General features: G+C 46.0%; 24 protein-coding genes. 11 read left to right on the top strand and 13 right to left on the bottom strand.

What is annotated here, in order from left to right; all coding sequences use genetic code 11:
- Positions 1-31: 31 nt before the first annotated feature.
- The 6 genes from H6F88_RS17620 (at position 32) to H6F88_RS17595 (ending at position 8,412) form a co-directional block, all read left to right on the top strand.
- A complete protein-coding gene (locus H6F88_RS17620) occupies positions 32-688 on the top strand; it encodes a hypothetical protein (RefSeq protein ID WP_190644041.1) in 657 nt (218 codons plus the stop codon).
- Between the two features lie 134 nt (positions 689-822).
- Positions 823-1,362 carry a hypothetical protein gene (locus H6F88_RS17615; protein WP_190644040.1) on the top strand — a complete coding sequence of 180 codons (540 nt, stop codon included), beginning with the start codon at positions 823-825 and terminating at the stop codon, positions 1,360-1,362.
- A gap of 388 nt (positions 1,363-1,750) precedes the next feature.
- Positions 1,751-2,518 (top strand): hypothetical protein, encoded by a 768-nt coding sequence (locus tag H6F88_RS32690; protein WP_199333659.1) that lies wholly within the window; start codon positions 1,751-1,753, stop codon positions 2,516-2,518.
- Positions 2,519-2,904: 386 nt separating this feature from the next.
- On the top strand, positions 2,905-5,697 hold the full coding sequence (locus H6F88_RS17605; RefSeq protein WP_190644039.1) for a pentapeptide repeat-containing protein: 2,793 nt from the start codon (positions 2,905-2,907) through the stop codon (positions 5,695-5,697).
- 305 nt (positions 5,698-6,002) lie between these two features.
- Entirely contained in the window at positions 6,003-8,078 is a 2,076-nt protein-coding gene (locus H6F88_RS17600; protein ID WP_190644038.1) for an NACHT domain-containing protein, read from the top strand.
- A gap of 73 nt (positions 8,079-8,151) precedes the next feature.
- Complete coding sequence (locus H6F88_RS17595; protein WP_190644037.1) at positions 8,152-8,412, top strand: hypothetical protein; 261 nt, start codon at positions 8,152-8,154, stop codon at positions 8,410-8,412.
- A gap of 120 nt (positions 8,413-8,532) precedes the next feature.
- Here H6F88_RS17595 and H6F88_RS17590 read toward each other — a convergent pair whose 3' ends face one another.
- The 3 genes from H6F88_RS17590 to H6F88_RS17580 form a co-directional block, all read right to left on the bottom strand.
- Positions 8,533-8,754: a hypothetical protein gene (locus H6F88_RS17590; protein WP_190644036.1), complete on the bottom strand. Its 222-nt coding sequence runs from the start codon at positions 8,752-8,754 to the stop codon at positions 8,533-8,535.
- Positions 8,755-8,871: 117 nt separating this feature from the next.
- Positions 8,872-9,324: a hypothetical protein gene (locus H6F88_RS17585; RefSeq protein WP_190644035.1), complete on the bottom strand. Its 453-nt coding sequence runs from the start codon at positions 9,322-9,324 to the stop codon at positions 8,872-8,874.
- A 174-nt stretch (positions 9,325-9,498) separates the two neighbouring features.
- Positions 9,499-10,032, bottom strand: coding sequence for a hypothetical protein (locus H6F88_RS17580; RefSeq protein WP_190644034.1), 534 nt, complete (start codon positions 10,030-10,032; stop codon positions 9,499-9,501).
- Between the two features lie 299 nt (positions 10,033-10,331).
- Between H6F88_RS17580 and H6F88_RS17575 the strand changes: the two genes are divergently transcribed.
- Positions 10,332-12,197 carry a 3'-5' exonuclease gene (locus H6F88_RS17575; RefSeq protein WP_190644033.1) on the top strand — a complete coding sequence of 622 codons (1,866 nt, stop codon included), beginning with the start codon at positions 10,332-10,334 and terminating at the stop codon, positions 12,195-12,197.
- Between the two features lie 540 nt (positions 12,198-12,737).
- Here the strand turns inward: H6F88_RS17575 and H6F88_RS17570 are convergent.
- The 5 genes from H6F88_RS17570 to H6F88_RS17550 form a co-directional block, all read right to left on the bottom strand.
- Entirely contained in the window at positions 12,738-15,881 is a 3,144-nt protein-coding gene (locus tag H6F88_RS17570; protein WP_190644032.1) for a hypothetical protein, read from the bottom strand.
- 81 nt (positions 15,882-15,962) lie between these two features.
- The gene (locus H6F88_RS33435) at positions 15,963-16,166 is read right to left on the bottom strand and encodes a hypothetical protein (protein ID WP_242050590.1); all 204 of its coding nucleotides are present in this window, start codon (positions 16,164-16,166) and stop codon (positions 15,963-15,965) included.
- Positions 16,167-16,616: 450 nt separating this feature from the next.
- Positions 16,617-16,943 carry a hypothetical protein gene (locus H6F88_RS17560; RefSeq protein WP_190644031.1) on the bottom strand — a complete coding sequence of 109 codons (327 nt, stop codon included), beginning with the start codon at positions 16,941-16,943 and terminating at the stop codon, positions 16,617-16,619.
- A gap of 44 nt (positions 16,944-16,987) precedes the next feature.
- Positions 16,988-17,182, bottom strand: coding sequence for a hypothetical protein (locus tag H6F88_RS17555; protein WP_190644030.1), 195 nt, complete (start codon positions 17,180-17,182; stop codon positions 16,988-16,990).
- Between the two features lie 304 nt (positions 17,183-17,486).
- Positions 17,487-17,633, bottom strand: a complete 147-nt coding sequence (locus tag H6F88_RS17550) for a hypothetical protein (RefSeq protein ID WP_190644029.1) — start codon at positions 17,631-17,633, stop codon at positions 17,487-17,489.
- 441 nt (positions 17,634-18,074) lie between these two features.
- Between H6F88_RS17550 and H6F88_RS17545 the strand changes: the two genes are divergently transcribed.
- The gene (locus tag H6F88_RS17545; protein WP_190644028.1) at positions 18,075-18,491 is read left to right on the top strand and encodes a nuclease A inhibitor family protein; all 417 of its coding nucleotides are present in this window, start codon (positions 18,075-18,077) and stop codon (positions 18,489-18,491) included.
- Here the strand turns inward: H6F88_RS17545 and H6F88_RS17540 are convergent.
- Positions 18,488-19,321: a DNA/RNA non-specific endonuclease gene (locus tag H6F88_RS17540; protein ID WP_190644027.1), complete on the bottom strand. Its 834-nt coding sequence runs from the start codon at positions 19,319-19,321 to the stop codon at positions 18,488-18,490. The two genes, H6F88_RS17545 and H6F88_RS17540, sit on opposite strands and share 4 nt — an antisense overlap.
- Before the next feature lie 219 nt (positions 19,322-19,540).
- Here H6F88_RS17540 and H6F88_RS17535 point away from each other — a divergent pair, with 219 nt between their 5' ends.
- From H6F88_RS17535 to H6F88_RS17525, 3 genes are read left to right on the top strand one after another with little or no spacing between them, the layout of a single operon-like run.
- Entirely contained in the window at positions 19,541-19,747 is a 207-nt protein-coding gene (locus H6F88_RS17535; RefSeq protein ID WP_190644026.1) for a hypothetical protein, read from the top strand.
- Positions 19,710-20,009, top strand: a complete 300-nt coding sequence (locus H6F88_RS17530; protein ID WP_190644025.1) for a hypothetical protein — start codon at positions 19,710-19,712, stop codon at positions 20,007-20,009. The genes H6F88_RS17535 and H6F88_RS17530 overlap by 38 nt, the downstream gene beginning before the upstream one ends.
- A complete protein-coding gene (locus tag H6F88_RS17525) occupies positions 20,006-20,155 on the top strand; it encodes a hypothetical protein (protein WP_190644024.1) in 150 nt (49 codons plus the stop codon). Before H6F88_RS17530 ends, H6F88_RS17525 begins: the two co-directional genes overlap by 4 nt.
- Before the next feature lie 292 nt (positions 20,156-20,447).
- Here H6F88_RS17525 and H6F88_RS17520 read toward each other — a convergent pair whose 3' ends face one another.
- The 4 genes from H6F88_RS17520 to H6F88_RS17505 form a co-directional block, all read right to left on the bottom strand.
- Positions 20,448-21,290, bottom strand: coding sequence for a DNA adenine methylase (locus H6F88_RS17520; protein ID WP_190644023.1), 843 nt, complete (start codon positions 21,288-21,290; stop codon positions 20,448-20,450).
- Between the two features lie 100 nt (positions 21,291-21,390).
- Positions 21,391-22,251, bottom strand: a complete 861-nt coding sequence (locus H6F88_RS17515; RefSeq protein WP_190644022.1) for a HaeIII family restriction endonuclease — start codon at positions 22,249-22,251, stop codon at positions 21,391-21,393.
- Positions 22,252-22,421: 170 nt separating this feature from the next.
- On the bottom strand, positions 22,422-23,021 hold the full coding sequence (locus H6F88_RS17510; RefSeq protein WP_190644021.1) for a hypothetical protein: 600 nt from the start codon (positions 23,019-23,021) through the stop codon (positions 22,422-22,424).
- Positions 23,022-23,396: 375 nt separating this feature from the next.
- On the bottom strand, positions 23,397-23,858 hold the full coding sequence (locus tag H6F88_RS17505) for a hypothetical protein (protein ID WP_190644020.1): 462 nt from the start codon (positions 23,856-23,858) through the stop codon (positions 23,397-23,399).
- Positions 23,859-24,131: the final 273 nt, after the last annotated feature.

Here is a 24,131-nt window from a genome sequence, read left to right as displayed (position 1 = left end):
ACAATTTAGCCAATCGCTTTTACACAACCAAATGACGATTCAAATTACGCTGGAACAGCGACAGTTCCGGCTATCTCCTACGGAGCGCTCTCTTGCTAAAGCCTCTGGGAGTAGAGATGCTGTACGCCACCGATTGCAATCGCAGCTCTACAGTAGACAGATCCCCTATAACCCTGCTGATTCTGTCTCAATTGAAGAATATTCCTTGGAATGGATGGTTCGTAAATATTCCGAGCAGCTAATTTACCAACCTTTGGAGGAGATGCAGTACTGGTTCACCTATTCCAGCGGTGTATTCCTAGAACCTGGCTACCCTCCTTTGTTCTATAGCCGAACAGCAAAGCAATCAGTATCAGCTAACAAAAGTGCAGTTGCAGGGGTAGGTGAGGGAATTGCTGGTTATTTGATGCAGCAGTGCTATCGCGCTCATAAGCTCGCCCGACCTAACCACGATTACCCTGACATTGTGATGGAGGGCAACGGCAACACCTATCTCGTGGAGTCGAAAGCAACTGCTAGTTCTCCAAGGGAAATCCAAAAGGTGCTTAAGAAGGAGCTAGTTGACATGGCTATTCACACTGCTACCTGCGCTGGACTAGACACTAGACCCGTCATAGGTGTGCTAATGGGTACTGCCTTAGTCGATGAATCGCACTACCACTGCTGTATTACAGAGGTTAGAGTATGAGGTTCACAGTTCTATCTCAGGAAGAGTTTGTCCTACGTGAGATCGTGAAACTGGTTTGTTACCTCAAAAAGCAGCGATTGGAGGACTACAGCAGTAGCTTGGAGTGGAGCCTAGCTGAGTTGGTACGAAGTTCAATGCGACAGCTTGCTCAGAGCGGCAAGTTCCAAGAACACAGTATGCTTTCAAAAGCTGCAATCAAGGCAACTAATACAGAAATACAGGAACGTTTGAGCAAGCATAGAATTGAATTTGACTTTGCCGACTATTTTGATATTGTCCAAAGAACATTAGAACTCCCTGCTAAGGAGATGAGCAAGCTAGGGGTAGAGTTAGGGAAATCTAGGAGATTAAACCGTATTGGTGATCGACAGAAATTTTTAAGCGAAGCACAGATTCCCTTTGAGGTGATTGAGCTAGGGCTACGCGATGCTATTGAAGGCTTGATCGCTTCTCCGCTTGCCAAGGAGTGTGTACTTGATCTGGGGAGAATCAAGCAGGATTACCGTGTGGAGGGCGAATGGTGTCCATTTGGAGTCAGCACTGACAATTTGAAATTTGTTGTGGATGACGATGGAACGATTTCTATTTCACTGAAAAATTCTTCAGAAACAGCAGTTAAAGAAGCGAAAGAAGTACTGATAGCATTGGCAAGCCAAGTGTACGTAGGGAATTAGCTTAGCGTTGCGAGAATTATTGTCAGCGGTTGCGACGATTTTGGGGTGCGTTCAAGACGTGGGGGCAAGAGTCTGAACAGGTGTGTGCAGTCTAACCCAGAAGGCAGCCTAGCTGTGCTGTACGGAGCTAGAGCTTGCAACTTTCCAGTAGAAGCAGCGCAACTAAAGTAGAGGCAAAATAAAAGACCCAGCATTTCTGCTGGGTCGGATGTTTTCATGTAATTCAGAGTTCCCTCGGTAGGGGAAGAAGTAACAGGCAACTACCTTGCTGAGCCAAGTGTCAAGAAGTACTGAAGCTTCACGTACTCTTCATCGTTTTTAGTTCTGATGCTCGTGAATGTGCTGGTTATTTTGGGCAGGTTGAAAATGTCCAGGAATTTTAATCAGCATGAAATTTTTCTATGCCCTATGCAATTTCTACTGGAATAGTCTTGACCGACTGCTGGGCGATCGAAAGACCTCCACCAAGCTTTTAGCCAAGATTCTGATCACTATAGCGGTATGCGTGTGGACTCCTACTACTTTGCTAGCTTCAATCGTTGGGTCGCAAACTGAACCATCAGCTACAACAGTGGCAGAAACACCAGTGTCAGAAGCTACCACCATCCCTGAAGCTGTTCAAAGTCCATCTGAAGTAGCGCAAGCTGAGTCTGTGCCTGATCCTCAAGAAACCGTAGAAACGGAGACAGCACCCAATCCCTTCAATTTTCCCCGTTCAACTTGCGGTGATAGTTCATCTGGTTCAGATGACACTTGGTATCCGGTCTTTGTTGACGGCGGCAGCTTAGAGTCTATTCGCAGCCACTACTGTGCTGATGCAGTCGCTACAAAGCGCGAAGATACAGGTGTTGAAACTGTTCAACTAGCAAGCTTCACCGATCGCAGTAGAGCCGAAGAATTTGCTTCAGCAGTCAAAGGAGAAGTTGGACAGCCGTCACTGCCCGAAGAGTCAGAAGCACCAGCCGTTAGTCAAACTTCATCAGAAGCAGTTAGTTCCGCCGAACAAAGCTGCGACCCTTCATATCCTGGAATCTGCATCTCGCCTAATGAAGGTGATTTGAATTGTGGAGATATCCCTTATCGACGGTTCCAGGTGTTACCTCCTGACCCACACGGTTTTGATAGAGAAGGGGACGGAATTGGCTGCGAGTCGTAGTTGCCTAGCCAAATCTTCTGTGGCACTCGAAAGGTTTGAGAAATTGAGTGTAGCTTGTTGAGTGGGCACTCCTAAAGGTGGTCATTTGGTGTCTTTGCCATGTCTATCTGACCACTGAAATCGAGTACTGATCTCAGTGGCGATCGTTGCACTACTAGCGAAACTGGGAAGCTAGAGTCGGAGGATGCTTCCATAAATTTATAAGGACATTAGATGCTGACTAAAGAGCAAATTGCTGAGATACTTTGCAGAACAAGGCTTTGATTGAGGGGCAGGACTATAACATCTACACCATCCAACCGCTCAACGGTTCTTCAAAGTGCTTGTTCTTCTATTAAGAACCAACAGTTAGACTCATATCAAAGCATTTAGCTTCTGAGAATACTATGAGTCGGGATGCTCTGGTTGTTGGAATCAATAGTTACGCTAATCTGTCCAACCTCTCTGCTCCCTCGGAGGATGCTGAGGCGATCGCCCAACGCCTAGAGCAAGACGGTGACTTTCAGGTGAAGCGACTGCCTGAAACGGTCAAAGATGGCAAGCTGCAAGTCGGCAAACAAACTCAAGTCACCCTACGGGAATTGCAGGAAGCACTGAAGCAGCTTTTCAAACCCGACAGCAAGCAGATTCCTGACAGTGCCTTGTTTTACTTCTCAGGTCATGGCTTACGGGTGGATTTAGGAGTCCAGGAAGGTTTTCTAGCAACCAGTGACATTAATCCTGAATTCAACTTCTTCGGGTTGCCCTTGCGATGGTTGCGGCAAATTCTAGATGAAAGCCCCATTCGGCAACAGATTGTCTGGCTGGACTGCTGTCACAGCGGAAGCTTAGTCAACGTTGCGGAAGCTGACCCAGGAGAACGGGGGCAAGCGCGCGATCGCTGCTTTATTGCTGCCTCCCGTGACTTTGAAACCGCTTGGCAGGATATCAACAGTACCTACAGCGTTCTGACCAAGGAGCTACTAGCAGGACTTGATCCGACTCGCCACCCCAACCGCTGGGTAACAAATTACAGTCTGGTAGATTTTCTCAACCAAGGGCTGCAAGGGGCAACCCAACGCCCTGTCTTCACCAACTTTGGAGAACCAATCAACCTGACTCGCTCCTGGCGAGAGACAGAAGCGATCGCAACAGCACCCTCTGAATCAGATATCTGTCCCTATAAAGGACTGCGGTATTTCGACTGCAACGAAGAGGACCCTAAGTACTTTCATGGACGAAGGGCACTGACTGACCAGCTCCTCGATCACGTCAGGCAAAGCAATTTTGTGGCGATCGTCGGTGCCTCTGGTAGCGGTAAGTCTTCAGTATTACGGGCAGGACTGCTCCATCAACTGAAACAGGGGCGACGGCTTTCGAGCAGCGACCAGTGGAAAATTTGCATTATCTTGCCGGGAGAACACCCACTTCAAGCTCTGGCTCAAGCCTTTGTCGATCCAGAAGCGTCAACGCTGGATCGGGCTGAGCAACTTGGCAAAGCTGAGGGTTTGCTGAAAGCAGGTGCAGACGGACTGCGGCGGCTCATACAGGTGTCAGGGGCAAGTCGAGTGGTGCTGGTAGTAGATCAGTTTGAGGAAGTGTTCACCCTCTGTCACGATTCAGCAGAACGTCAGCAATTTTTTCAATGTCTGCTGAGGGCTTTGGAAATTACCCCACAGCTCTGTCTAATTGTGGCAATGCGGGCTGACTTCTTTGGTAAGTGTCTAGAGCAGGAGTACAGTGGGTTGGCTCAACGGATTCAGCAGAACCTGGTATCGGTCACGCCCATGAGCGCGGCAGAACTAGAAACCGCCATTTTAGAGCCTGCTCGTCTCGTGGATCTGACCGTAGAACCAGAACTGGTTAGCCAAATCATTCAAGATGTAGCGAACGAACCCGCTAGTCTACCGCTAATGCAGTATGCGCTAACGGAACTGTGGAAGCAGCGGTTAGACAACCAACTTAAGCTCAGCCCCTATATCCAACTGGGAGGTGTGAGTGGAACGCTGCAAAAGCGGGCAACAGCAGTCTATGAGCAGCTATCCCCAGATCAACAACAGACTGCTAAGCACATCTTTCTAGCACTGACTCAACTCGGTGATGAAACTGCCGATACGCGCAGACGGGTGCTGAAGCAGAATCTGGTCACTGCTCAGCACCCCACTGAGCAAATTGATGCGGTGGTCAAACGACTGGCAGATGAAAATTTAATTGTGACCAGCGAACTGGTCGGTAAGAGTACAGATCAGGCACGTTTAGCAGTAGTGGATGTTGCCCATGAAGCCTTAATTCGACACTGGCCGCTATTACGTCAGTGGTTAGAGGTCGATCGCGACTATCTGAGACAAAAACAGCGAATTGAAACGGCGGCAGAAGAATGGCAGCTTAGAGACAACCCTAATGACTACCTATGGCAGGGCAAACTGCTTTCAAAAGCCGAAGCATTTCAGCAGAAACAAGCTGCAACTTTTTCACTATCTACAACAGCGGAACGATTTATTCAGCAGAGTCTGCACCAACGGCGTAACAATCGCTTAAAGTTAGTCGTTCTGGGCTTAATTGCTCCTTTGAGTCTAACAATCTACGTTGGCTTTCGACTTGCAGAATACTTTAGGCTGCGCCCCCACTGGGAAACAGTCAACTCCCACACTGAAGACAACCCAGCATCAGGACCTGCTCTGGTCAGAGCGTTAGAAGCGCTGAACCAATCTAGACAATCACTAGAAGGAATTTACCTCAGCACCGCCAACCTCAGCGGTGCCAACCTCGGCGGTGCTGACCTCGCTGAGTCCGACTTCAGCAGTGCTGACCTCAGCGAGTCTGACCTCTTCGACGCTGATCTCCGCAACGCTAACCTCCGCTCCGCCAACCTCTTCGAGGCTGACCTCAGCGATGCCAACCTCAGCGATGCCAACCTCTTTGACGACTTCCGCGACGATGACCCTAGCGGTGCCAACCTCGCTGAGTCCGACCTCAGTGGTGCCGACCTCAGCGAGGCTGACCTCCGCAACGCCAACCTCAGCGGTGCCGACCTCAACGGTGCTAACCTCAGCGAATCCGACCTCAGCGACACTATAAGTTGGACAGAAGAACAACTGAGAGCCGCGAAGCTCTGTCAAACTCTGCTTCCAGCAGGAACGAACTTGGACCCTAACCGAGACTGCAAAGAATTGGGTACAGAGCCTGAAACTCTTAAGTAATGCGATCGCCTCATTATCACTCGACGAAATTCAGGTAAAACCGATCGCTTCTACTTTTTGCGCCTTGAGAATAGCCCAATGCTCGAAAAAATGAGCAGATTGGCTAGCATTTCCCACCAAGTACATCCCCATCGGCTCGTACAAACTTTAGCAGCAAGTAGTATCAGCATGTTTCGTCTCACTCATTGAATCAAGTCTATGAATCTTGCTGAGCAACTGCCAAGAGAAGGGGCGATCGCTTCCTCCATATCCATTTGCTAAGCTGTGGCTGAAAATGACTGCTTACTTACCCCAAAGGTGTCTTCATGACAGGACTTGAATTCGTCATGCCCGAAGTCGTCAAAGGTCTGACAGGGCTGGTGATTAAAGCAGGTTGGGAAATGGCGAACATCCCAATCGATAAACCTGTCAAGCAGTTAATTTTTAGAGCCTCGCAACAATATGTCCACAGCTACACCAAGCGTCACGGCATCTTGAAGGTGCTGGGAATGCGGGAGCCAATTCCACTGGAGGCAGTTTATGTGGCGGTGCAGTGTTTGGATAATGCGACGCTACGGGGATATGAATCGATTGAAGGACTAGAGCAGGCGTATCGAGAAAGTAAGCGGCGACAGTTTGGGTTTCGAGAACCGTCGAAGCAACCAGGGTCAACCATTGCAAATCAGAAGCAATATCTGATGGTGTTGGGTGGTCCAGGGATGGGGAAATCGACTTTTCTAAGGAAGATGGGACTGGAAGCTTTGAAGGGAAGGCGGAAAGAAGGATTTCATCATGCTTGTTTGCCTGTCTTTGTTGAACTGAAGCTGTTTCGGGACAGTGAGATCAATATTCAGAGTGCGATCGCCCAAGAGTTCAAGACCTGCGGCTTCCCCGATCACGAACGGTTTACCAACACCATGCTGGAGCAGGGTAGGCTGCTGATTCTGCTGGATGGGTTAGATGAAGTACCTACCGATCGCATGAGTGATGCGATTGCCAAGATTCAGGACTTTGTAGACAGCTATGACAAGAACCGTTTTATTGCGTCGTGTCGGGTTGCGGCTTATCGTCACAACTTTCGGCGGTTTACGGATGTGGCGATCGCGGACTTTGACGATGATCAGATTCAAGCCTTCATTACCAACTGGTTCCGTAACCAGCCAGAGCGGGGCAAGGAATGCTGGGAAAAGTTGACCAGCACTGAGTATGCAGCTGCAAAAGAACTTACTCACACGCCTCTACTGCTGACCTTAGCGTGTTTACTATATCAACGTGCAGGTCAATTCCCGACAAACCGCGCCACCCTCTATGAACGAGCGCTGCGAGTTTTACTAGAAGAATGGGCCTCTGAGAAGGAACTGCCACGAGACAATCTTTATAAAGGGCTAGACACCAAACGCAAGGAGTTAATGTTGGCAAAGATTGCCCATGATGCTTTTCAGGAAGATCATCTATTTCTATCTAAACGAGAAATTGTGCAGTGGATTGAGCAATCGCTCAAAGAAATGTTGCCAGATGAAAAGTTTATCGACGGGGCAGCAGTACTCAAGTCAATTGAAATCCAGCATGGGGTGCTGGTAGAACGGGCAGAGGGAATTTACTCGTTCTCCCACCTGACGTTCCAAGAGTTTTTAACAGCTCAACATATTGGGGAGAACTATCGTCAAGTTGAGCAATTGGTCACTCGTCACTTAAGTGATGAGCGCTGGCGAGAAGTATTTCTGCTGCTAGCCGGATTAAGAACAGCCGATGATTTACTTCTGCAAATGCAGGAACAGGCTCAAGCCTGCCTCAGCCCAGAACTGAAGGATTTACTTTACTGGGCTGACTGGGTAACAACAGGTTCACAAGGAACCTATAAACCTGTTACTAAACGTGCTGTTGCAGTCTATCTCGCCCTTGCCCTTGACCTTGATCGAGATCGCGACCGTGCTATTGGTCGTGCCCTTGCCCGTACCCTCACCCTTGCCCTTGATAGCGACCTCGAATTCGACTTAGCTCTCGACCTTGACCTTGACCTTGCTCTTGCTCTCGATCGCGTCCGTGCTCTCGCCCTTACTCTTGACCGCGCCCGCGCTCTCGATCGTGCCCTTGATCGTGTCAAAATCTTTAAAGATGTGAACTTAAAAAGGTTAATCGCAAAATTAGAGGTTCTGAGAACTCAAATCTTGAACCGAAGGCTATCTGACGAAGAGAACTTTACCGTGACTAGAAACATTCAAAGGACTTGGCTCGATGTTTTGCATCTCGATCCCAAGCTAGTCAATCTATCTAAAGCTGAGGTAGAGTCATTAATTACTTACCTGAATGCCAATCTTTTCCTAGTGCAATGCAAACAGGCTGCTGTGCGCGTATCTACAGCAGTATGGGAAGCGGTTGAAGCGCAGATGCTACGAGCTTAAAGGACAGGTAAAACAAGTGGATAAGGCGTGAGCCTTAGAATGCAAGTGCTGCACCCAGAAGGATCACTGCCTCATGGATACCTTACCTTCGCTTTCTCTATTAGGTACTCTGACTATCTCTGTGGCTCTGACTGGGATCGTGTTTGTCGTCCTGGTCTTGCGCGATCGCTCCTCAGTCTACCTTTACCTGAGCAGTCCCTCTCCCTCAGTTACAGATTGCCATTCTCAAGGTTCGCCCCGCTCTGATCCTTCCAACCACATACGCACTGCCATTGAGCAGGGAGTTGATTATCTGGAAGCATTGCCTGCCTACACTGAGGACATTTGCCCGTAAATAGGGGATGCCACATGAGCAGTTCTAGTCGCTGAGCAAGAGTCCAGTGTTGAAGAGGTTGAGAAATTGATTCTCCACCATAGGTAGCTGGATGCTCAAAAGAAGTAGATTTCGGCTCCATCACCTTTCGATACAAATGAAACCTGAACCATCCTCTGCAAGAGAAAGTTTGTTTCCCATCCCATTGCAGGTGTAAAGCATGTATTCCTCAGTCGTTGAATCATGCCATGTCGCGTTAACTAACTCCTGCAAATACTCAGGCACAGTACCCGTGACTTGATTGCCGTCAATCTGAAATCGAGAGATCTCCTTACCATTCTCTAGAACCTGAAATACTGCCATAGCGTTTGAATTGAAATGAATAGGGATAGTAAATCGAGACATCCAATTGAGGCGATCGCTTTCACAGCAGACAACCTTGTGTGAATCAGCACGACTTAGACAAAATAATCACCAAAATTACTGTCTCCGTTCTTGCTTCGATGCTGCTAAAAGCTGCTGTTGAGCGATTGTGAGAGCTTCTAAAATTCGCCTATGTTTCTCTTTACAACCTTCGGTCTGAAGTGCTTTGTTGAACTCAAAAACTGCCCTCTCAAAATTGCCTGTGGCTCCATGAATCAAACCGTAAATATAGTGATGCTTGCTCCAAGCATCACTTTTAGATGCAGCAGCCTGTAAAGCACCAAAAGCCCATTGATAAGAGCTTTGTACAGCATGGCTCAAAGCACTACGACAGCAAGAATCGTAATTATCCTCAGAGGATCTAGCTAATGCCAAAACGTCTGCTGCTGCTCGAACTACTAGAGCCGTATGCTTAACTTGAACCAGGTTGATGAGCAGATTAGTTGTAGCGTCTGATGATAAGCTGCTCCCAACTTTTAGATTCAGAAATGTTTTTATGGCACGAGCCACAGGTACAGCTAAAATTTCACCTCACCTAGTAGCAATCTCAGCAAGATTCCATTCATTCTGCAAATTTGGCTCTGATAGGAATTCCTGGAGAATTAGAACCTTAAAAACATCTTCTGGGTTAGCCATTTCTATTTCTTTAGATGATTGCTGGTGAGCGATCGCAGCGATTAACGCTTACTTAACAAAAGCTGTTGCAGTCCGTCCACTAACCTGTTCATTTGGCATCATGGGTGCAGGTTGAGCATTTAATTGACGAGCAATTGCCATGACCGTCATAGCAAACTGATGATAGGCTTTCGATGGCTTCTGGATGAACACCGGAATTGTGTTGCGAGAGCTATAGATAGCAAGGTAACGCCGCTTAACCAAGAAGAAGGCAGCAATACAACCAATTCCTGCTAGGAGAAGAAGCCCACCAAAACTGCTGTATTGAACAGACGGTAAGCCTGCTAAAAGTAGAGGAATACCTATGGCTAGAAGTTGCCAAATTGGAGACTCTACAATCTCTGCACAGTCGATGTTTTGAATTCGTGTCCAGGACTCTCGTTTCTCCAAGCTGCCTTTAGTCGTCGCCTGAAGCATATCGCCAACAATTCTGACTGTGATGCTGCCGGAAGCTGGAACAATCATCTTGCCAATTAAGTTGCCGGGTTTTCCCGTAATTTCTTGAACTAACGTACTGGAACTTGGTGGTTGCGAGCTTCTCATAGATCTCCTAAAGTTCTGGGTAATTTTTGAATCGCCTTAGCGTCTTACCCAGAGTTCCCAACATCTCTACCGAACTACTGCATTACTGCATAAATCTGTCAAGGTTCAATAACTTTTACACTGCTCCATGAGGTGCTGCTCAGGAACGCAGATAGAAAGCCTATGGAATAAGGACTTGGAGCGATTGCCCCCTCAAAACAATCGACACAATCGACTATAAATTGATTACTGCATTACTGCGCTAGCTCAAGCATCGTGGGGCATTCTGAGTAAAGTTTAGGTGACATCTCAGACCTCCTATGGCTACCTTAATTCCAGCCTTCAGCTCTCGTTCCCAATACATGACACCCGGAGAGCGGCGCGTTGCTCAGAGACTTGAACAGAAGCTAGAGGAAGATTATCTGCTCTGGTACGATGTCCCGGTCGGTGAAAAGCAACTCCACCCAGACTTCATTCTTCTGCATCCGTTACGAGGATTGATTGTTCTGGAGGTTAAGGACTGGAAACTTGACACTATTCAGCAAATCGATCCAGTTTTCGTCACGCTACTGACTGCCAACGGAGAGGAGAGGGTTAAGAACCCCGTAGCTCAAGCAAGAGGGTATGCCCTAGCCGTGAAGCAGAAACTAGAGCGAGATCATCTGCTGGTGGAGTCAGCGGGGCGCTACAAAGGTAAACTTGCCTTCCCCGTTTCTCATGGAGTGGTTTTAGCTGACATCACCCGCAAGCAGTTTGAGTCAACTGAAGGCTTACACGAAGTCCTAAAGCCAAATCTGGTTATTTGCCAGAATGAGATGTATGAAAGCGTTGATGCAGGGGAATTTCAGCAACGGCTCTGGAATTTCTGTGCCTACAAATTCGGTGAACCATTGACCCCGACCCAGATCGATCGCGTTCGCTGGCATCTCTTCCCAGAAGTGCGAATTAGCGATCGCCCACTTGAAAGGGAGACATCCCAACCCGAAGCACTGGCTGTGCCTGACGTTCTTCGAGTGATGGATCTCTATCAGGAGCAACTTGCTCGAAGCTTGGGAGATGGTCATCGTGTGGTGCATGGGGTAGCGGGTTCAGGCAAGACTCTGATTCTGGTCTACCGCTGCCTTCATCTTGCCAAACAAAGCGGTAAGCCGATTTTGGTACTGTGCTTTAACGTAACGCTGGCAGCCAAACTCAGGTCAATGCTCCACGAGAAAGGAGTAGGCGATCGCGTCACGGTGCGCCACTTTCACGGCTGGTGTAGTGATCTACTTCAGCAACATGGGATTGCAAAACCTAGCTACAACCAGTTTCAGGGGGATGAATACGTTAGAGAGCTGGTCGAGCGTGTGATCAAGGCAGTGGATAGCGGGAAAATTCCAGCAGGTCAATACGGGGCAGTCCTGATTGACGAAGGGCACGACTTCAGACCGGAATGGTTGAAGCTCACAGCCCAGATGGTAGATCCCAAAACGAGTTCCTTCCTCCTGCTCTACGACGACGCTCAAAATCTCTACGGGGAAAAACGAGCTAAAAAATTCAGCTTCAAAAGCTGTGGCATCCAGGCTCAGGGGCGAACAACCGTCTTCAAGATTAACTATCGCAATACGGCTGAGGTGCTGACCGTTGCCTACCAGTTTGCCAGAGAAGCGATGCTGCCAACCGATGGACAGGAAGAAGATACCCCCATGCTGGTCAAACCTGAAAGCTCAATGCGTCATGGTGCCAATCCTATACTAATCCGGCTACCCAATTTCAAGCAGGAAATAGACTACCTGGCTGAGCGATCGCAGCAGTTCCACGAGCGGGGAACCCTTTGGAACGAGATGGCAATCGTATACCGCTCTAAGTTTATGGGCGATCGCATCTGTAGCCGATTGAAGCAGGCTCAGATTCCGGTGGAATGGGTGAATGAAAATGGCAATAGTCGAGACTTCAAGCCGACTGAACAGAGCATTAAGCTCATCACTATGCATTCCAGCAAGGGGCTAGAGTTTCCGGTTGTCTTCATCCCCGGTGTTGGCTATCTACCTAGCCAGTACAGTACTCCAGAAGAAGAGGCGCGGCTGCTGTATGTGGCGATGACACGGGCGATCGATCAGTTGGTGCTGACGTGCGATCGGGAATCAGAGTTTGTGAAACGGGTTGAGGTTGCGTTGCAGACTGTGCCCCTGGCTAGTGACCGCTGATGCTTGTCCGGGATGAAGACCGGCAGGGTAGGGTATCCTCAGTGGCTTTCTGAACATCCTCTAGCCAACTCTGGAGAGACACCCATAGCTCAGCAGATCATCCTCCAGGATGCCAGTAAACAATGAGGGCTTCTGACGTATAACGGCTGGGAGAGTGACGGGTTGTTGGATGATGACTTCTTCAACCGTTTTCGCACCTCGACCAGTTGGGCGGCTCCGGTTCTGGGGTGTCGCTCAATCTTGCGGCGGCTGACCTAGGCATAAGCATTGTTGTGGTGCTCCACATAGCAGAGCAGAGGGCTAGTGTCGGTTCTACGGACAATGTGCAGATTTTCATGTTGACGCTGACAGACTAGCAGTTGGGGTCTTTGGAACGGTCTAGCTTATGGAACCGCAGTCCAGAACTAGCCGGGTTTAGCTGGAGATCGAATGCAGTGGTTTTAGTGTCCTTCTGCTTCTAGCTAGTCAGCCGACTGAGGCTGTCGGTAAAGGCATTGGCAATGCGGAATTCCATAAGCTGTCAAAGCTATTTTTGAATGCTTAAAAATCAATAGGCAAATCAATATAATCAATGGCTGCGATTCTTAAGACATCGCCTAGGGTGAACTGATGAGGTTTAGCAATATCATCTTCAACCCAAAGCTCTGAGTTTCTTCCAGAGAGAACCTGTTTTTCTTCAGGATAGTAGAAGATGATTTTTCGATTATCGGAAGGACGAACAATGATTTTGATTGGATTTCCCCATTTCTTAACACCTACAATGTAAGTTTCACTACATTCACGCCATTCACTGCAATCATAGTCATCTAAAGATTCCAAGAAAGCTCTAACATTTCTTTTCGCTCGGTCGATAATTTCAAGAACGTATTCTAATCGCGAAAAGTAGTCACTAGGATCTGAATAAGAATATCTAAGAGCAGTTTCAGGATCAGCGAGAATTGTTTCTAGCTTCTCCCGTGAAGTCACCCCGTGAATGATTAGAAAAGCATCATCAATCTCTTGTTTTTTCTCTGATAAGAGTTCTTTGGCAGCCTCATCTCCAGACATACCTACTGAAAGTTGAGCTTTTAATTCTTCAAGCTCTGTCTGAAGTTGTTCATTATGCAACTTTAAAGACTGATTCTCATCTTCTAACTCACGAACCTTTCTGAGGTTCCTAGCAACTTCAACGTCGTCATAAAGTTTATGGCGATTTTCGTAAAGATCCCCAAAGATTTCCTCTGCAATATCCGGGTTGTCGTCCATCCACAAAATTAGCTGATTAAAGATTTTCTGAGTCTCATCAGTCCGTGACAACTCTGAGAGCCGTGGAGAAACTAAGTCCCGAATTTTGCTACCGATATCTTTCTGAAATACCTTTCGAGTTTTAGGTATTGGCACGTTAAAAGCATTATCTATCAAGTCATCTCTAAAATCTTTTCTTAGAGATGCTGCAATATCTTTGAGTGATTCGTCAATAAGCTCACCTTCAACAAAAAGCTCACTCAATTCACAGAATGTACCATTTTGATTAGGTAAAATCGGCGAAGCATTTCCTAATAGCTCATTCCATTCCATTTCAAGAAAGAGAAGTGCTAAAACAGACAACCATTCAAGCGTTTCACTGTTCTCCTCCTTGAGATGAGTACTGAGTTTGTGTAGGTTCTGGAAAGCAGAAATCTCTTCGACGATGAACTCTGCCTGCATTCGATCAGAGACTGACCATATCTCAGAACTCCAAGAATCGATAAATAGCTTTGATGGAATTTCTGCGTTAAAAAGCTTAACTGAAATGTCGTAAATAACTTTTCTGCTTTCAGTGCTTTCAAATTCCTCTTTAGGGAACAAGCGAGTTAATGCATAACAGGCTGATTTTCTATGTTTCAGATCAACCTTCTCCGACTGGAGAGCTTGGTTAATTTCACTAATGACACTCTCTTGATTTTTTGTGGGCAGAAGTTGGCTAATTTCAATTGACCTATGAGCTAACCTTCCGTAATAGTTCTTTAACAGGCAATCACCTACATCTTTGAGAGCAACTTCAATCCCACCATCATTCCGCAAGTTGCTAGGTAAACAAAATTCGCCACGTTGATTAGGAAATATTTTATGCTCGCTATTCTCCAAGAAATCAAGAGGATCTTCCTCTGCCATTTGGAGAACATTAAAGAATTGATTGAGCCATGTAATTGGGTCGCTAATATCGAATTCTCGACCCAATTCTTTTAAATTATTCCTATCTTGAGTAATGTGTTTAGTTAAGGTGGATATATCTAGACGATGCACTTTATCCCAAATCGTGTTGTTGAATATTCTATACCAGCAGTGAATATCTTCCTTCGCAGGTAGCCTGAAACAAGCTACTCTATATACTAAATCCCAAATTCCTTCTCGAATTTCTTCTCGATCACCAAATGGGATATTAACTAAAGAGTCGCCTTCTTTCAAGGCAAGGTAAGAACCGTTTTCTGTTCTCACCAAAGGAATTTCATAAACTTTCTTCTGAATAGGTAACAAAATATTTTCTTTATGCCATTTCTTTGAGAGCCATTCTGTCTCAGCGGGCACTGTAATATTTGCTAGCTGATATAGATTTCCCCATTGATGAGATGCAGCATACTCGATGAAGTCTAAGTAACGCGAGACTGCTACTTTCAAAATTTGTTTATTGGATTCAATCTTTTCATTGCCAATATCTGTTAGAAAGATACCATCCCTTGGTTCTGTTGGATGGAAGTGTGAACTATTGACCACAAAAGGAATTCCAAATCCCTCAGATCCAACCAAAGGGAAATCGCAGAACAGACGAGGAACTATTCCCTTTCTTGTATCAACTATGACAATTGAAGAGTCTTTTGAGCAGACTGGTACAGCAATTTGACAGAGAGAATCTTTTATAGACATAAAATCATACAAGCTTTCCCCCTCTTTTGTTTGTACTTCAACCCTCCACTGCTGAATAGATAAATCCCTTATACTCCCGATATCTTTGGTTTTGGAGACGTGATATGTGGCACCTCTGTTGTCAACTCTTACGCTCAAAATCGAAGGCAAGAATACGAGTGTTAAGGGTAAACTATTTTCTAAATCTTTAATTCCTATAGTAGCTGTGGATAAACCATTTTGATCGAGATGATAAGTGAAGGCTGTATTAAATTCTCTTTCGTCATAATCCTCAAAATCTTCAGCATTCTCTAATTGGTCGAGTTGCTCAAGAGAATTATTGACACTGGCTATTATTTTTTCTAAGTCTGTGCCACTTCTATCTAGAGAGATGCAGAATTTACGATGAGGTAAGCCCTCATCTTTAACAATTCCTCTGATTTCGACAACTTCAGAAAGTAAATGAGTCGTCAAAAAGCCTGTTCCAAATTTACCTGTAGTTTCCTCTGCACTCTCATCGGATCTTTCTTTGGTTGATACCTGCTCAATTAGAAAGGTGATGTTGTCACTTGAAAAACATCTGCCATTATGTTTGAAGGCTAAAGTACTGTTCCTATCTTTCAAGTCAACAACTATATCTACACCGTCTCGCTTTCGGCTTTTAACATCTTTAGCATTTTGTAGAAGTTCCCAAATCCACCGCCTTCTATTGTTTTCGTTATTGCTAAGTCTTAGCTTATCCATTAAGTCAAGAATTTTGGTGGCAACTGCTTTTTCATATACTTTCTGTTTGGATTGGCTGATATTGTCTCTGTAACCCATGATTTTTGACTCCTATAGCGAGGAAAAAGCATCGTATGGAAAAAACGAATCAACGTTCTAGAGGGTAGATACAGGTGTAACTTACTGGGCGCTGAAGACTTTCATGACTTCATCGCCAAGGTGGTTAATGAGTTTGACGACGATACGACCTGATTTGGGTTTATCAAAGGGGCGTGAGGTGTTGATGTAGAACGAATTCCAAGCTTCCTCATCAATCTCAGCTTTGAGCGTCGTTTTCAGCGATTTATAGGGGTCACTCGCCCCTAAGAAATAGGCATGGCGCACAAAGAAACTTTCCTCGTTGTAGTCAGTGTCGATAAACCAACAGGCAATCTCATCGGCACTGCTGGAGTGGACTTCCCCTGACTGAGGATGGAGGATATCAACCCCGTGGATTTTCTACCTGGATCTTTCCGTCTTCCACCTCGTTTTGGTTGACCATCATCATCCAGTTCTTAGTGTTGAGCGGGGCAATCGTAGGGGGAGTTTAGAATCGGTTTCTCGAAAAATTGATCGACCATGATACCTTGTGAATTTTTAGCGACGCAATTTGCATCGCTTCACGTCAGGTGCGTTTTGCATGACCCAGCCTAGTTTTCCCCAGAATCTAGCCTCGGTTACTGCATTACTGCATCATCTTTAATATCCTTTAATAATCGGTCAATCGCCCTATACACCACTCAAATACCGGTCTTGCCCATAGCTTCGGTCTTTTGTAGCAATTGACCCAGAATCCTACGGCATTACTGCATCATCTTTCATATCCTTGAGCAACTGAGCGATCGCCCCTCTCACCCACACTGCCTTTTTCTGGTGCTGCCGGATCATCTGAATGGAGAACGCTTCATGCAGCGCCAGCGGCAAGTCCACCGTGAAGCGTTTAGTCGGTCTTCTCAAGGGTGCAGGTTGAGCGATCGCCCCTAGCTGTGGTTTCTCAATCATCAGCCGAAAGAATTCTGCCTTACTGATGCCTTGTCGCTCAGCTAGGGCTGAAAACTGCTGATGTAGGGAGAGCGGCAAATCTACGGTGAAGCGAACTGTTTCTTCGGCAGTTGTGGTCATGTCGGAATGGATAGAAGAAATAGGATTAGAAATTGTCCGGCTTTTCAGCCTGGTTGAGCGCCTCCCCATTCCGGCGACGGCTCCGAAATCACATACCGCTCCCGTAATGCCCTCGCTGTGCGCTCAATCTCGGCATCCTCCAGCGCTTGCAGGATAGCAGCCACTTCTGGGTCTGGAAGCTTTGATTCCAGGTAGCGTTCAATCCGATCAAACAAGTCTGCACCAATTTCAACTTTCATTTGGGCGATCGCCTCCTACTCAACAGCTCATCAACAGGTTGCGTGGTCAATTGTTTTCAGTGTTCACCTCCTGCTGCTCGTAAAAGTCAATTTTGAAGGAGGCTTTCACAAGGACAAATTCCCACTCGTGCGGATTTAGGAACATCTCGTTGCTTTCTTTGGGTTCTGCCCCTTCAATCCAAGAGAGGGTGAGGTGAGGAAAGAGATTACAGCAGGGAATTTCGTCAGGAAGTTTTATTCTGAGGGCTTCTACGCGAGCGTTCCACGCGAGTTCCCACAAAACTGCTTGAAATTCTTTGCCTTCTCACTGCTCCCAGTCCTTTCGCTCTACGCCGTATTGCAGGGTGATATGGGGGATGTCAGGGCGATTCGGGTAGCGCGATTCAACTGCGATCGGCTGAAGTGGTACAGCCCAGAGGATACCTTTCACGTTGCCTTCTGTTGGATTCATAAGCCCTCAATGCGTAACTGCCCTCTACGCTCCAGCTTCAGTTGTCGTTTAGTACTCATCGCCTTTAGGTCATAGCGACAATGACAGGGAGCACACAGAGCCTTCAGATTAGAGCGATCGCAGTTCCCAGTCTGTGGTCGAGGTAAGCGGAATTGAGCTTCACCAGCTAAGCAATACTCATTCTACGGACAGTCCGATAGAGGAGCAGGGCAGTGGCTAAGACAGTGCTACTAATGCTACTAAATAGCTTGAATGAGAGCGCACACTCCTACTTGGGCATCTTACAAACAAGTAGACGCACCTGATGGATTACAAGTCCCCAGCTATCGCAAGGTGGCTGGGGATTACTTTAGGGAAGTGCTGACAGTATCGAGACCTGACGGGCGCGATCGCTCAGTAGCATGACATACTTTGGTCAATACCTCCACCGATTTTGTCAGCATGACAGACTCTATAGATGAGCCAACGCTTTTGGAGCAGCTCAAGCAACTGACCGATGGACTCTACTGGATGAGCGAGTCTGACTACCCATTTAAAGTGTTTCGCTGGGAGGACAAAGCTCAAGCTGATTTGGACACAGAGGCAGTCTTGCGGAGGACAGGACACTCAGCCGATACCCCAGTTACCGTCGTTGACCTCGACAAATTTTTCCATCGCGCCACACAGGAAGAAAAGTGGCACAGTGATGAGGAGCGGGAAGATGTCAGACGCTACCGAGAATTGTTGGAGATGCTGAAGCAGTATTTCAGCGACATCCAGGTTTACCGGATAGGGGAAGTCAAAATAGATGTTTATGTCGTCGGGCGCTCGCCTGCTGGTAACCTAGTAGGACTTTCCACCCAAGTAGTTGAGACTTAACGGCTAACCCGACTTTCAATCGCTTCTTGAGTCTCTGTTGGAACTGCCGATAGGAAGTCATAGCCCGTAGCCGCTTCAATCTCGTCTACTGAGACACTGTAAGTTTCCCAATCGGGATCGATCCCATCTTGGTTAGGCACATCAACAGCAATCACCCGTGTCTCTTCGGTGATGTCCTCAATGCCTGAGCCTGGTTCTAGCACCACAACCACTTTCCAGGTATTAGTGGGGACAACAACCTGTCCGTTGCCTATCCGCTTTTGCTCGCCATAGCTACCAGCAACGATATACAGCTCGTTGCCTTCCTCCACCAAATCCCTAGAATAATCCTCTAATCCCCGCCAGGTCTGCTGATTATTGTCTGGGGCTTGAGGAATCATATTGGTCATAACGAAGGTAGAAGAATTGTCGCCTTCTGTTGCAGTTCGATCCGCAGAAGGCGCTAGATGCCCGCGATCGTAACCGCTCTGCCGATAGTCCCGTGGAGTCACCTGGTAAAAGCCTTCAGGCAGGGTTTCATCTGGGCGAAAGTCGTCTTGCCTTTCAGCCTCCCCAATCCAGTCTGGACCCAGTTGCCAGCTTACCCAATTTGCAATCCGTTTGCTGTCGTTGTAGGACAATGCGTACTGTGGTTTAACCATCAAGTAATTTTCGGGGTCATCCTCCCCAGCATTGCTAGGATTGCCAAAACTGAGATGGACGCTATCAGCGGTACTGCCATCCGGCATAGAGTCAGGCAGCGTCTCATCCGGAGCCACCGTGCATCCAGCGGTAAGTGCCAATAATAGTGCTGTTGTTCCCCAGGCGAGAAGGCGTTTAGGGTTTAGCATGGCTGATTTTGAGGAATTCCGTAGGTGAAGTGATGCAGGTACTGGTCAACAGTAAAATTTCTGCTATTTGGTTCTGATATCCATTGGGTTCTTCAAAGTCCTACTGCCAGTTTCCGTAGAAGCATTGTCGATTTTACAATTGCCCAAAGCTTTTCCAAACCAAAGTACTTTTGTTATCCTTCCCGTATCTCACGGACAGTCTGACAGAAAGCTAGGACAATGACCGAAATCACAGTAGACAGCCTCCCAGTAGCCCAGCTTCCCGATCGCTACAGCATTGCTCGGTCAGTTCTCTACAATCGGCTCCTAGAGTTGAAGATTGAAACTGAGAAGCGAGGAAACAAGGCTTATGTCAATGCTGAGCAAATTGAACTGTTAGTTAGATCGGTTGCACACCCATATTCAAGCAGGCGGCACTACGGTTGAGTTTCTGGTGTCTGCCGGACTGTCTGACAGACAGGAATTAGGACAGTCCAGACAGTCTGACGGACAATCTGACGGGCAGTTAGCTACTGTCGAGCAATCAGCGATGCTGGCTGTTTTGATGGAGGCGATCGCTTCCCGTCCTCATGCAAACTCAGACCCGCTAGCTAACCTGGAAGCGCTAGAAGAAAGCCTGCCGTCACCGGTGGCAGCTCAGCACCTCTCAGTTAGCACAACTGCTGAGGCTGAAAACTCTGTCAGGTGAGACAATTCAGCGCTACGGCTTCACCGTTACTAGAACGGGTCGCAACGGGGCTGAGTCAGCTTAGGCGATTACGAAGTCACATTAGCGCTTACAGCAGCGATCTTAACTTTTTGGGTGTTGAGGGTTTGCGCGATCGCACATATTAATTTTTAGGTTTGCGGGGTGGGGAGGGTTTCAAATTGAAACTTTGCCAAGAATGATGTTGGGCAAATTCTTCCTAGTACGCCTAAACACGCACTCCCTCGTTATGGATCACCTCAAACTTTGCCGAGTTAGGGGCATTTTCGGCAATGATGCTAACTGCTAACAGGGAAGGTTACCGGTCATAGAGAAACACATAGATTGTGAAGAACGAAGTCAGAAAGCTATCCCCCACGTTCCGGCGCAATGAAATGTTAGAGAACGATAGTTGCAACAATCAGAATACTGCAATCAAATTCAAATTACTCCTACGAGAGTTGGCATCTCGTACACCTCTATAGGATAGTTACTAATAAACAATTCATTTCCCTTTTCTGCCTTTCCCTGCATATAGTTGTTCATACCATATTGCAATTCCCACTCATAAATATGGGCAAAGGCAAAGTTTTGACGTACCTCTTCACAGTCGTCGTAAGTGATCAGCCACTTGTGAGGGCATTCTGACATCAATTGGGCAAAACGTTGATGATCAAAACAGGTATGCAGATCACCTTTCTTACCATAAAGCTTAGAACGAGTTTTACTAAGGTAAGGAGGATCTAGAAAGATGAAGACATCTTCTCCAGGTTCTTGCAATAGAACACTGTAATCAGAGTTAGTGATACGAGTATTGTCGAGGCATCCACTCAAGTCTGACAGTCGGCGAATAGAAGACTCGGTAAATCTGCCTTCAAAAGAAGCATTAGAATACCCACCGCTCTCAATCGTTCCCGAAAAAGTAATCCGATTTAGCACAAAGAATCTGATCGCCCGCTCTGTCGGAGTCATCGTGCTAGCATCTGCTGAAGCAAGACTATCGAACAAAGTACGTCCATCTCGTGCTTCTCGCTTTACTTGCCATACTTGCTCAACTAATTCTGGTAAGTTGTTCTTAACTTGCAACCAAAAGTAGTACAGTTCTTGATTCAGATCATTAATCCAACAAGGCAACTTCGGATATTTTTGTAGAATGTGCAATGAAACGGAGCCGCCCCCAACAAAGGGTTCTCGAAATTCTTTAAATTTTCCAGGCACATACTTAGTAATTTGAGGGATCGCCTTTTGCTTCCCGCCAGGATAGCGTAGGGGGCTTTTAAACATGGAAAGTTATGTTAATTAAGCAATAAAGTATAAGCAGATGAAAGCGGGAACTTATTTCGGATCTCTACACATAGCGTACCCAGAACATGCTGTGCCTAAATTACGGATATGAAACAATAGTACCAGGAAGGAGACTTGTTAGTGCCTTTGTATCAAACTTTAAACTTGGCGATTTTTTCAATCGACTGGATGCAGTGTGTAAACGCATTGCAATTTGCCAGCCATTGTTAAGTGTTAGTTCTACATACTGTCTGTTAACAATTGCAGTTAAAGAAGTGGGTGCCTGAATGGAAGCAAAATGATGAATTTTTAATTTCTGAGTATGAGTATCAACAATAATTTTGTAGTAATCTTTGCTGCCAACAAGATATTCAAATAAATTTGAAGTGCAAACATGAGAATGGGCATTAATGAACTGAGCTACCAGATCGCAAACTGGTGTGTATAATGATTGTTCTATCAGTGGATAAGGTAGATCTGCAAAAAATTCAGCTTGTCCAGTTTGAAGCATGAAACTTCGCGTAATTTCTTGATATTGCTGTTTAAATTGCTGCATCTCTAAGCTATTACGAGGATATCCACAATGTATCGGGGTTGTGCTTGGGCGTTGGTGCCTTAATGCTGCATGGTTATGTTTTATAGATAGATTGACTGTGTCTCCGGGTAAGGTTATGCGGATATCTGTAACATCAGTTTGATTCTGATCCGGTAATCTATCTATTGTGATCGGAGCTTGTTTAGAAACGTGAAATTGAGGTTCAAGCCATTTACTTAGCAGGGCATAAGTTGCCCAATTCAACTGTTGTAATAAAGTAGGATTTATTTCCCTCAACTTATCAACGTCACGATCTTGCGCGCTTTTAGCTCTTTGAGTCAGTGTAATTCCAGGCTGAATTTTAATTATTTCCTCAACTATTAGATATTCCAAAACTCGACCATGCAGGTTGGAAAGGGGAGTCATAAAAATCCCTATTTTTATAGGATGATTGCTCAATTCAAGCTGAGAGATTCTAGATTTTTGATTGTAAATCTCAGCTGTCTAACAGTTCAATTTAGCGACGGTAGGCAACCCAAACTCAACCTTAGTAGTTCTTAACCGTTTGCTGCATTTGCTTATGGTTAAGCGGCAGTTCAGCTTGCGTCCAAGACGTAATCTAGATCAAATGATTTGAATTTGTCAGAAGGTAGGTTCGTCTCCTTCCAAAACTTCATTAAGGACTTCGACTCAATTACAACTCTTTTTTCTATTTGAATATCAAAGTTTAAGAAATTTTGAATTGCTGCGGAGTAATCACAGATTATTTTGTCAAAGCTCTCTATAGAAATTGCATCCTGAATTGGTTTGCCAATTTTGTCAGTGAGAACAAGAGTTACATTATCCTCTGATCGTCCTTTTAACTGAAAACATAGCATTGTCTGATCAGAATTTGGAAATAAGAACAGTTCTTCTCCAGAAAGAATCTCTTGGTCAGAAAATGTATAAACTGTTGAACCATCAGATGGTGGAATCAACTTGCGGATAAAGATTTTGTACTTAATGTCTCGAAAACGTCTTTTTCTCTCTATATTTTTGATGACTAATCGAAACCCATATCCTGGAATATAGCCAAGTTTAGGATACCCTTCTCGTTGCGATAAACGTTTCAATAAAATATATTGAATTGCTGGAAAAGCAAAAAAAGTTATTAAGGCAATGAGTTGGCTAACTACTTGTCCAAGAATTTCGCTCATATGGGCAGATATTATAAATAATTTCCTACTCACACCTTCGACTTTTATATGTGCTCTACTCAGGTGAAGTAATTATTGGTTCGTTTCTCGTAGCGTGTAGCTATGCAGCGAAACTAATTTGAGCAATTAATTTTCCATTCGACCTTGTTGCTTTCATGTGGAAAGCTCCGAACAGATACACATAGTATTGCAACAAACTAATAAAGTTTCCAGATCAATTCACATTCGGGCATGTGGCACCAAGGCTTAACTCTTAGTGTTTGCCAAGCAGGAATCGGAACAGTTCAAACGTTTTGACGGACTATGGCTTCGGTTTTACTAGGGTCGGTCGTAATGGTAATCAATCTGCTTGGTCAGTATGCAAGCTTCCACAGGCTACCTGACAGATTTCTTCCGTTGACGAATTGGTAGCCGTGTATCAAGGTTAATACCTCTTGCAGTACAGAATTCTCGGACATCTTGTGCCGCTGCCATCGCCCATTCAACCCGCTTTGCTGCGTGTTCACTGGAGCAAGAATTAGCACCGTGAACAATGGTGTGCCGTAACTTGAATGCTCTGTGTAGCCCCTGCCAATTCTTAACGACAGTAGGAAGGTAGGCTTGATGTATCAGCGCTACTTCTTCCTTCCACAGATCTTTGTATGCCTGATGACCGTGACATCTTTCAAGTTTCTGCCGCACCACGACATTAGGTGACGTACCTAAAGCAATAATTGCTCGTCTAATAGTCCATTCAAAATGAATTACAGCTAGGAGAGCCGCCAAAGCAGGCTCATCAGCCAAGAACTGTTTTATTCTCTCTTCCCGTGTCGAACTAGTGTCTTTAACAAGAAACATAGAATGTTTCCGTAGGAGGTAATTTTTCCCTTAACTTAATCTCAAGCCATCTATTGAGCTTGTTGATGAGGAAGTTTCTGAACTTTCTCCAAAATTTTAACTTATGACTTGAGCTGCCCTGGCTCGTCTTCTAATAAAGGGAGCTTGAGAATTTCCTAGAGTTCTGCAATCGCTTGTTGAACTCTTTTGCTTCAACTGGAATGGGTATGATAAATCTGAATATCTTCGTCTTAACTGGCTTGCAATTCCTGTCCCCACGGTTGTCATACAATG

The sequence above is a fragment of the Oculatella sp. FACHB-28 genome (assembly GCF_014696015.1).
GTDB lineage: Bacteria > Cyanobacteriota > Cyanobacteriia > Elainellales > Elainellaceae > JAAUTN01.
The sequence above is the reverse complement of the archived record's forward strand: the minus strand, read 5'-3'. Positions and strand labels throughout refer to the sequence as shown.

Coding starts and splice junctions, on each gene's coding strand:
- H6F88_RS17620 (WP_190644041.1), top strand. CDS start 32: ATGACGATTCAAATTACGCTGGAACAGCGACAGTTCCGGCTATCTCCT.
- H6F88_RS17615 (WP_190644040.1), top strand. CDS start 823: ATGCGACAGCTTGCTCAGAGCGGCAAGTTCCAAGAACACAGTATGCTT.
- H6F88_RS32690 (WP_199333659.1), top strand. CDS start 1,751: ATGAAATTTTTCTATGCCCTATGCAATTTCTACTGGAATAGTCTTGAC.
- H6F88_RS17605 (WP_190644039.1), top strand. CDS start 2,905: ATGAGTCGGGATGCTCTGGTTGTTGGAATCAATAGTTACGCTAATCTG.
- H6F88_RS17600 (WP_190644038.1), top strand. CDS start 6,003: ATGACAGGACTTGAATTCGTCATGCCCGAAGTCGTCAAAGGTCTGACA.
- H6F88_RS17595 (WP_190644037.1), top strand. CDS start 8,152: ATGGATACCTTACCTTCGCTTTCTCTATTAGGTACTCTGACTATCTCT.
- H6F88_RS17590 (WP_190644036.1), bottom strand. CDS start 8,754: ATGGCAGTATTTCAGGTTCTAGAGAATGGTAAGGAGATCTCTCGATTT.
- H6F88_RS17580 (WP_190644034.1), bottom strand. CDS start 10,032: ATGAGAAGCTCGCAACCACCAAGTTCCAGTACGTTAGTTCAAGAAATT.
- H6F88_RS17575 (WP_190644033.1), top strand. CDS start 10,332: ATGGCTACCTTAATTCCAGCCTTCAGCTCTCGTTCCCAATACATGACA.
- H6F88_RS17570 (WP_190644032.1), bottom strand. CDS start 15,881: ATGGGTTACAGAGACAATATCAGCCAATCCAAACAGAAAGTATATGAA.
- H6F88_RS17560 (WP_190644031.1), bottom strand. CDS start 16,943: ATGACCACAACTGCCGAAGAAACAGTTCGCTTCACCGTAGATTTGCCG.
- H6F88_RS17555 (WP_190644030.1), bottom strand. CDS start 17,182: ATGAAAGTTGAAATTGGTGCAGACTTGTTTGATCGGATTGAACGCTAC.
- H6F88_RS17550 (WP_190644029.1), bottom strand. CDS start 17,633: ATGAATCCAACAGAAGGCAACGTGAAAGGTATCCTCTGGGCTGTACCA.
- H6F88_RS17545 (WP_190644028.1), top strand. CDS start 18,075: ATGACAGACTCTATAGATGAGCCAACGCTTTTGGAGCAGCTCAAGCAA.
- H6F88_RS17540 (WP_190644027.1), bottom strand. CDS start 19,321: ATGCTAAACCCTAAACGCCTTCTCGCCTGGGGAACAACAGCACTATTA.
- H6F88_RS17535 (WP_190644026.1), top strand. CDS start 19,541: ATGACCGAAATCACAGTAGACAGCCTCCCAGTAGCCCAGCTTCCCGAT.
- H6F88_RS17520 (WP_190644023.1), bottom strand. CDS start 21,290: ATGTTTAAAAGCCCCCTACGCTATCCTGGCGGGAAGCAAAAGGCGATC.
- H6F88_RS17515 (WP_190644022.1), bottom strand. CDS start 22,251: ATGACTCCCCTTTCCAACCTGCATGGTCGAGTTTTGGAATATCTAATA.
- H6F88_RS17510 (WP_190644021.1), bottom strand. CDS start 23,021: ATGAGCGAAATTCTTGGACAAGTAGTTAGCCAACTCATTGCCTTAATA.
- H6F88_RS17505 (WP_190644020.1), bottom strand. CDS start 23,858: ATGTTTCTTGTTAAAGACACTAGTTCGACACGGGAAGAGAGAATAAAA.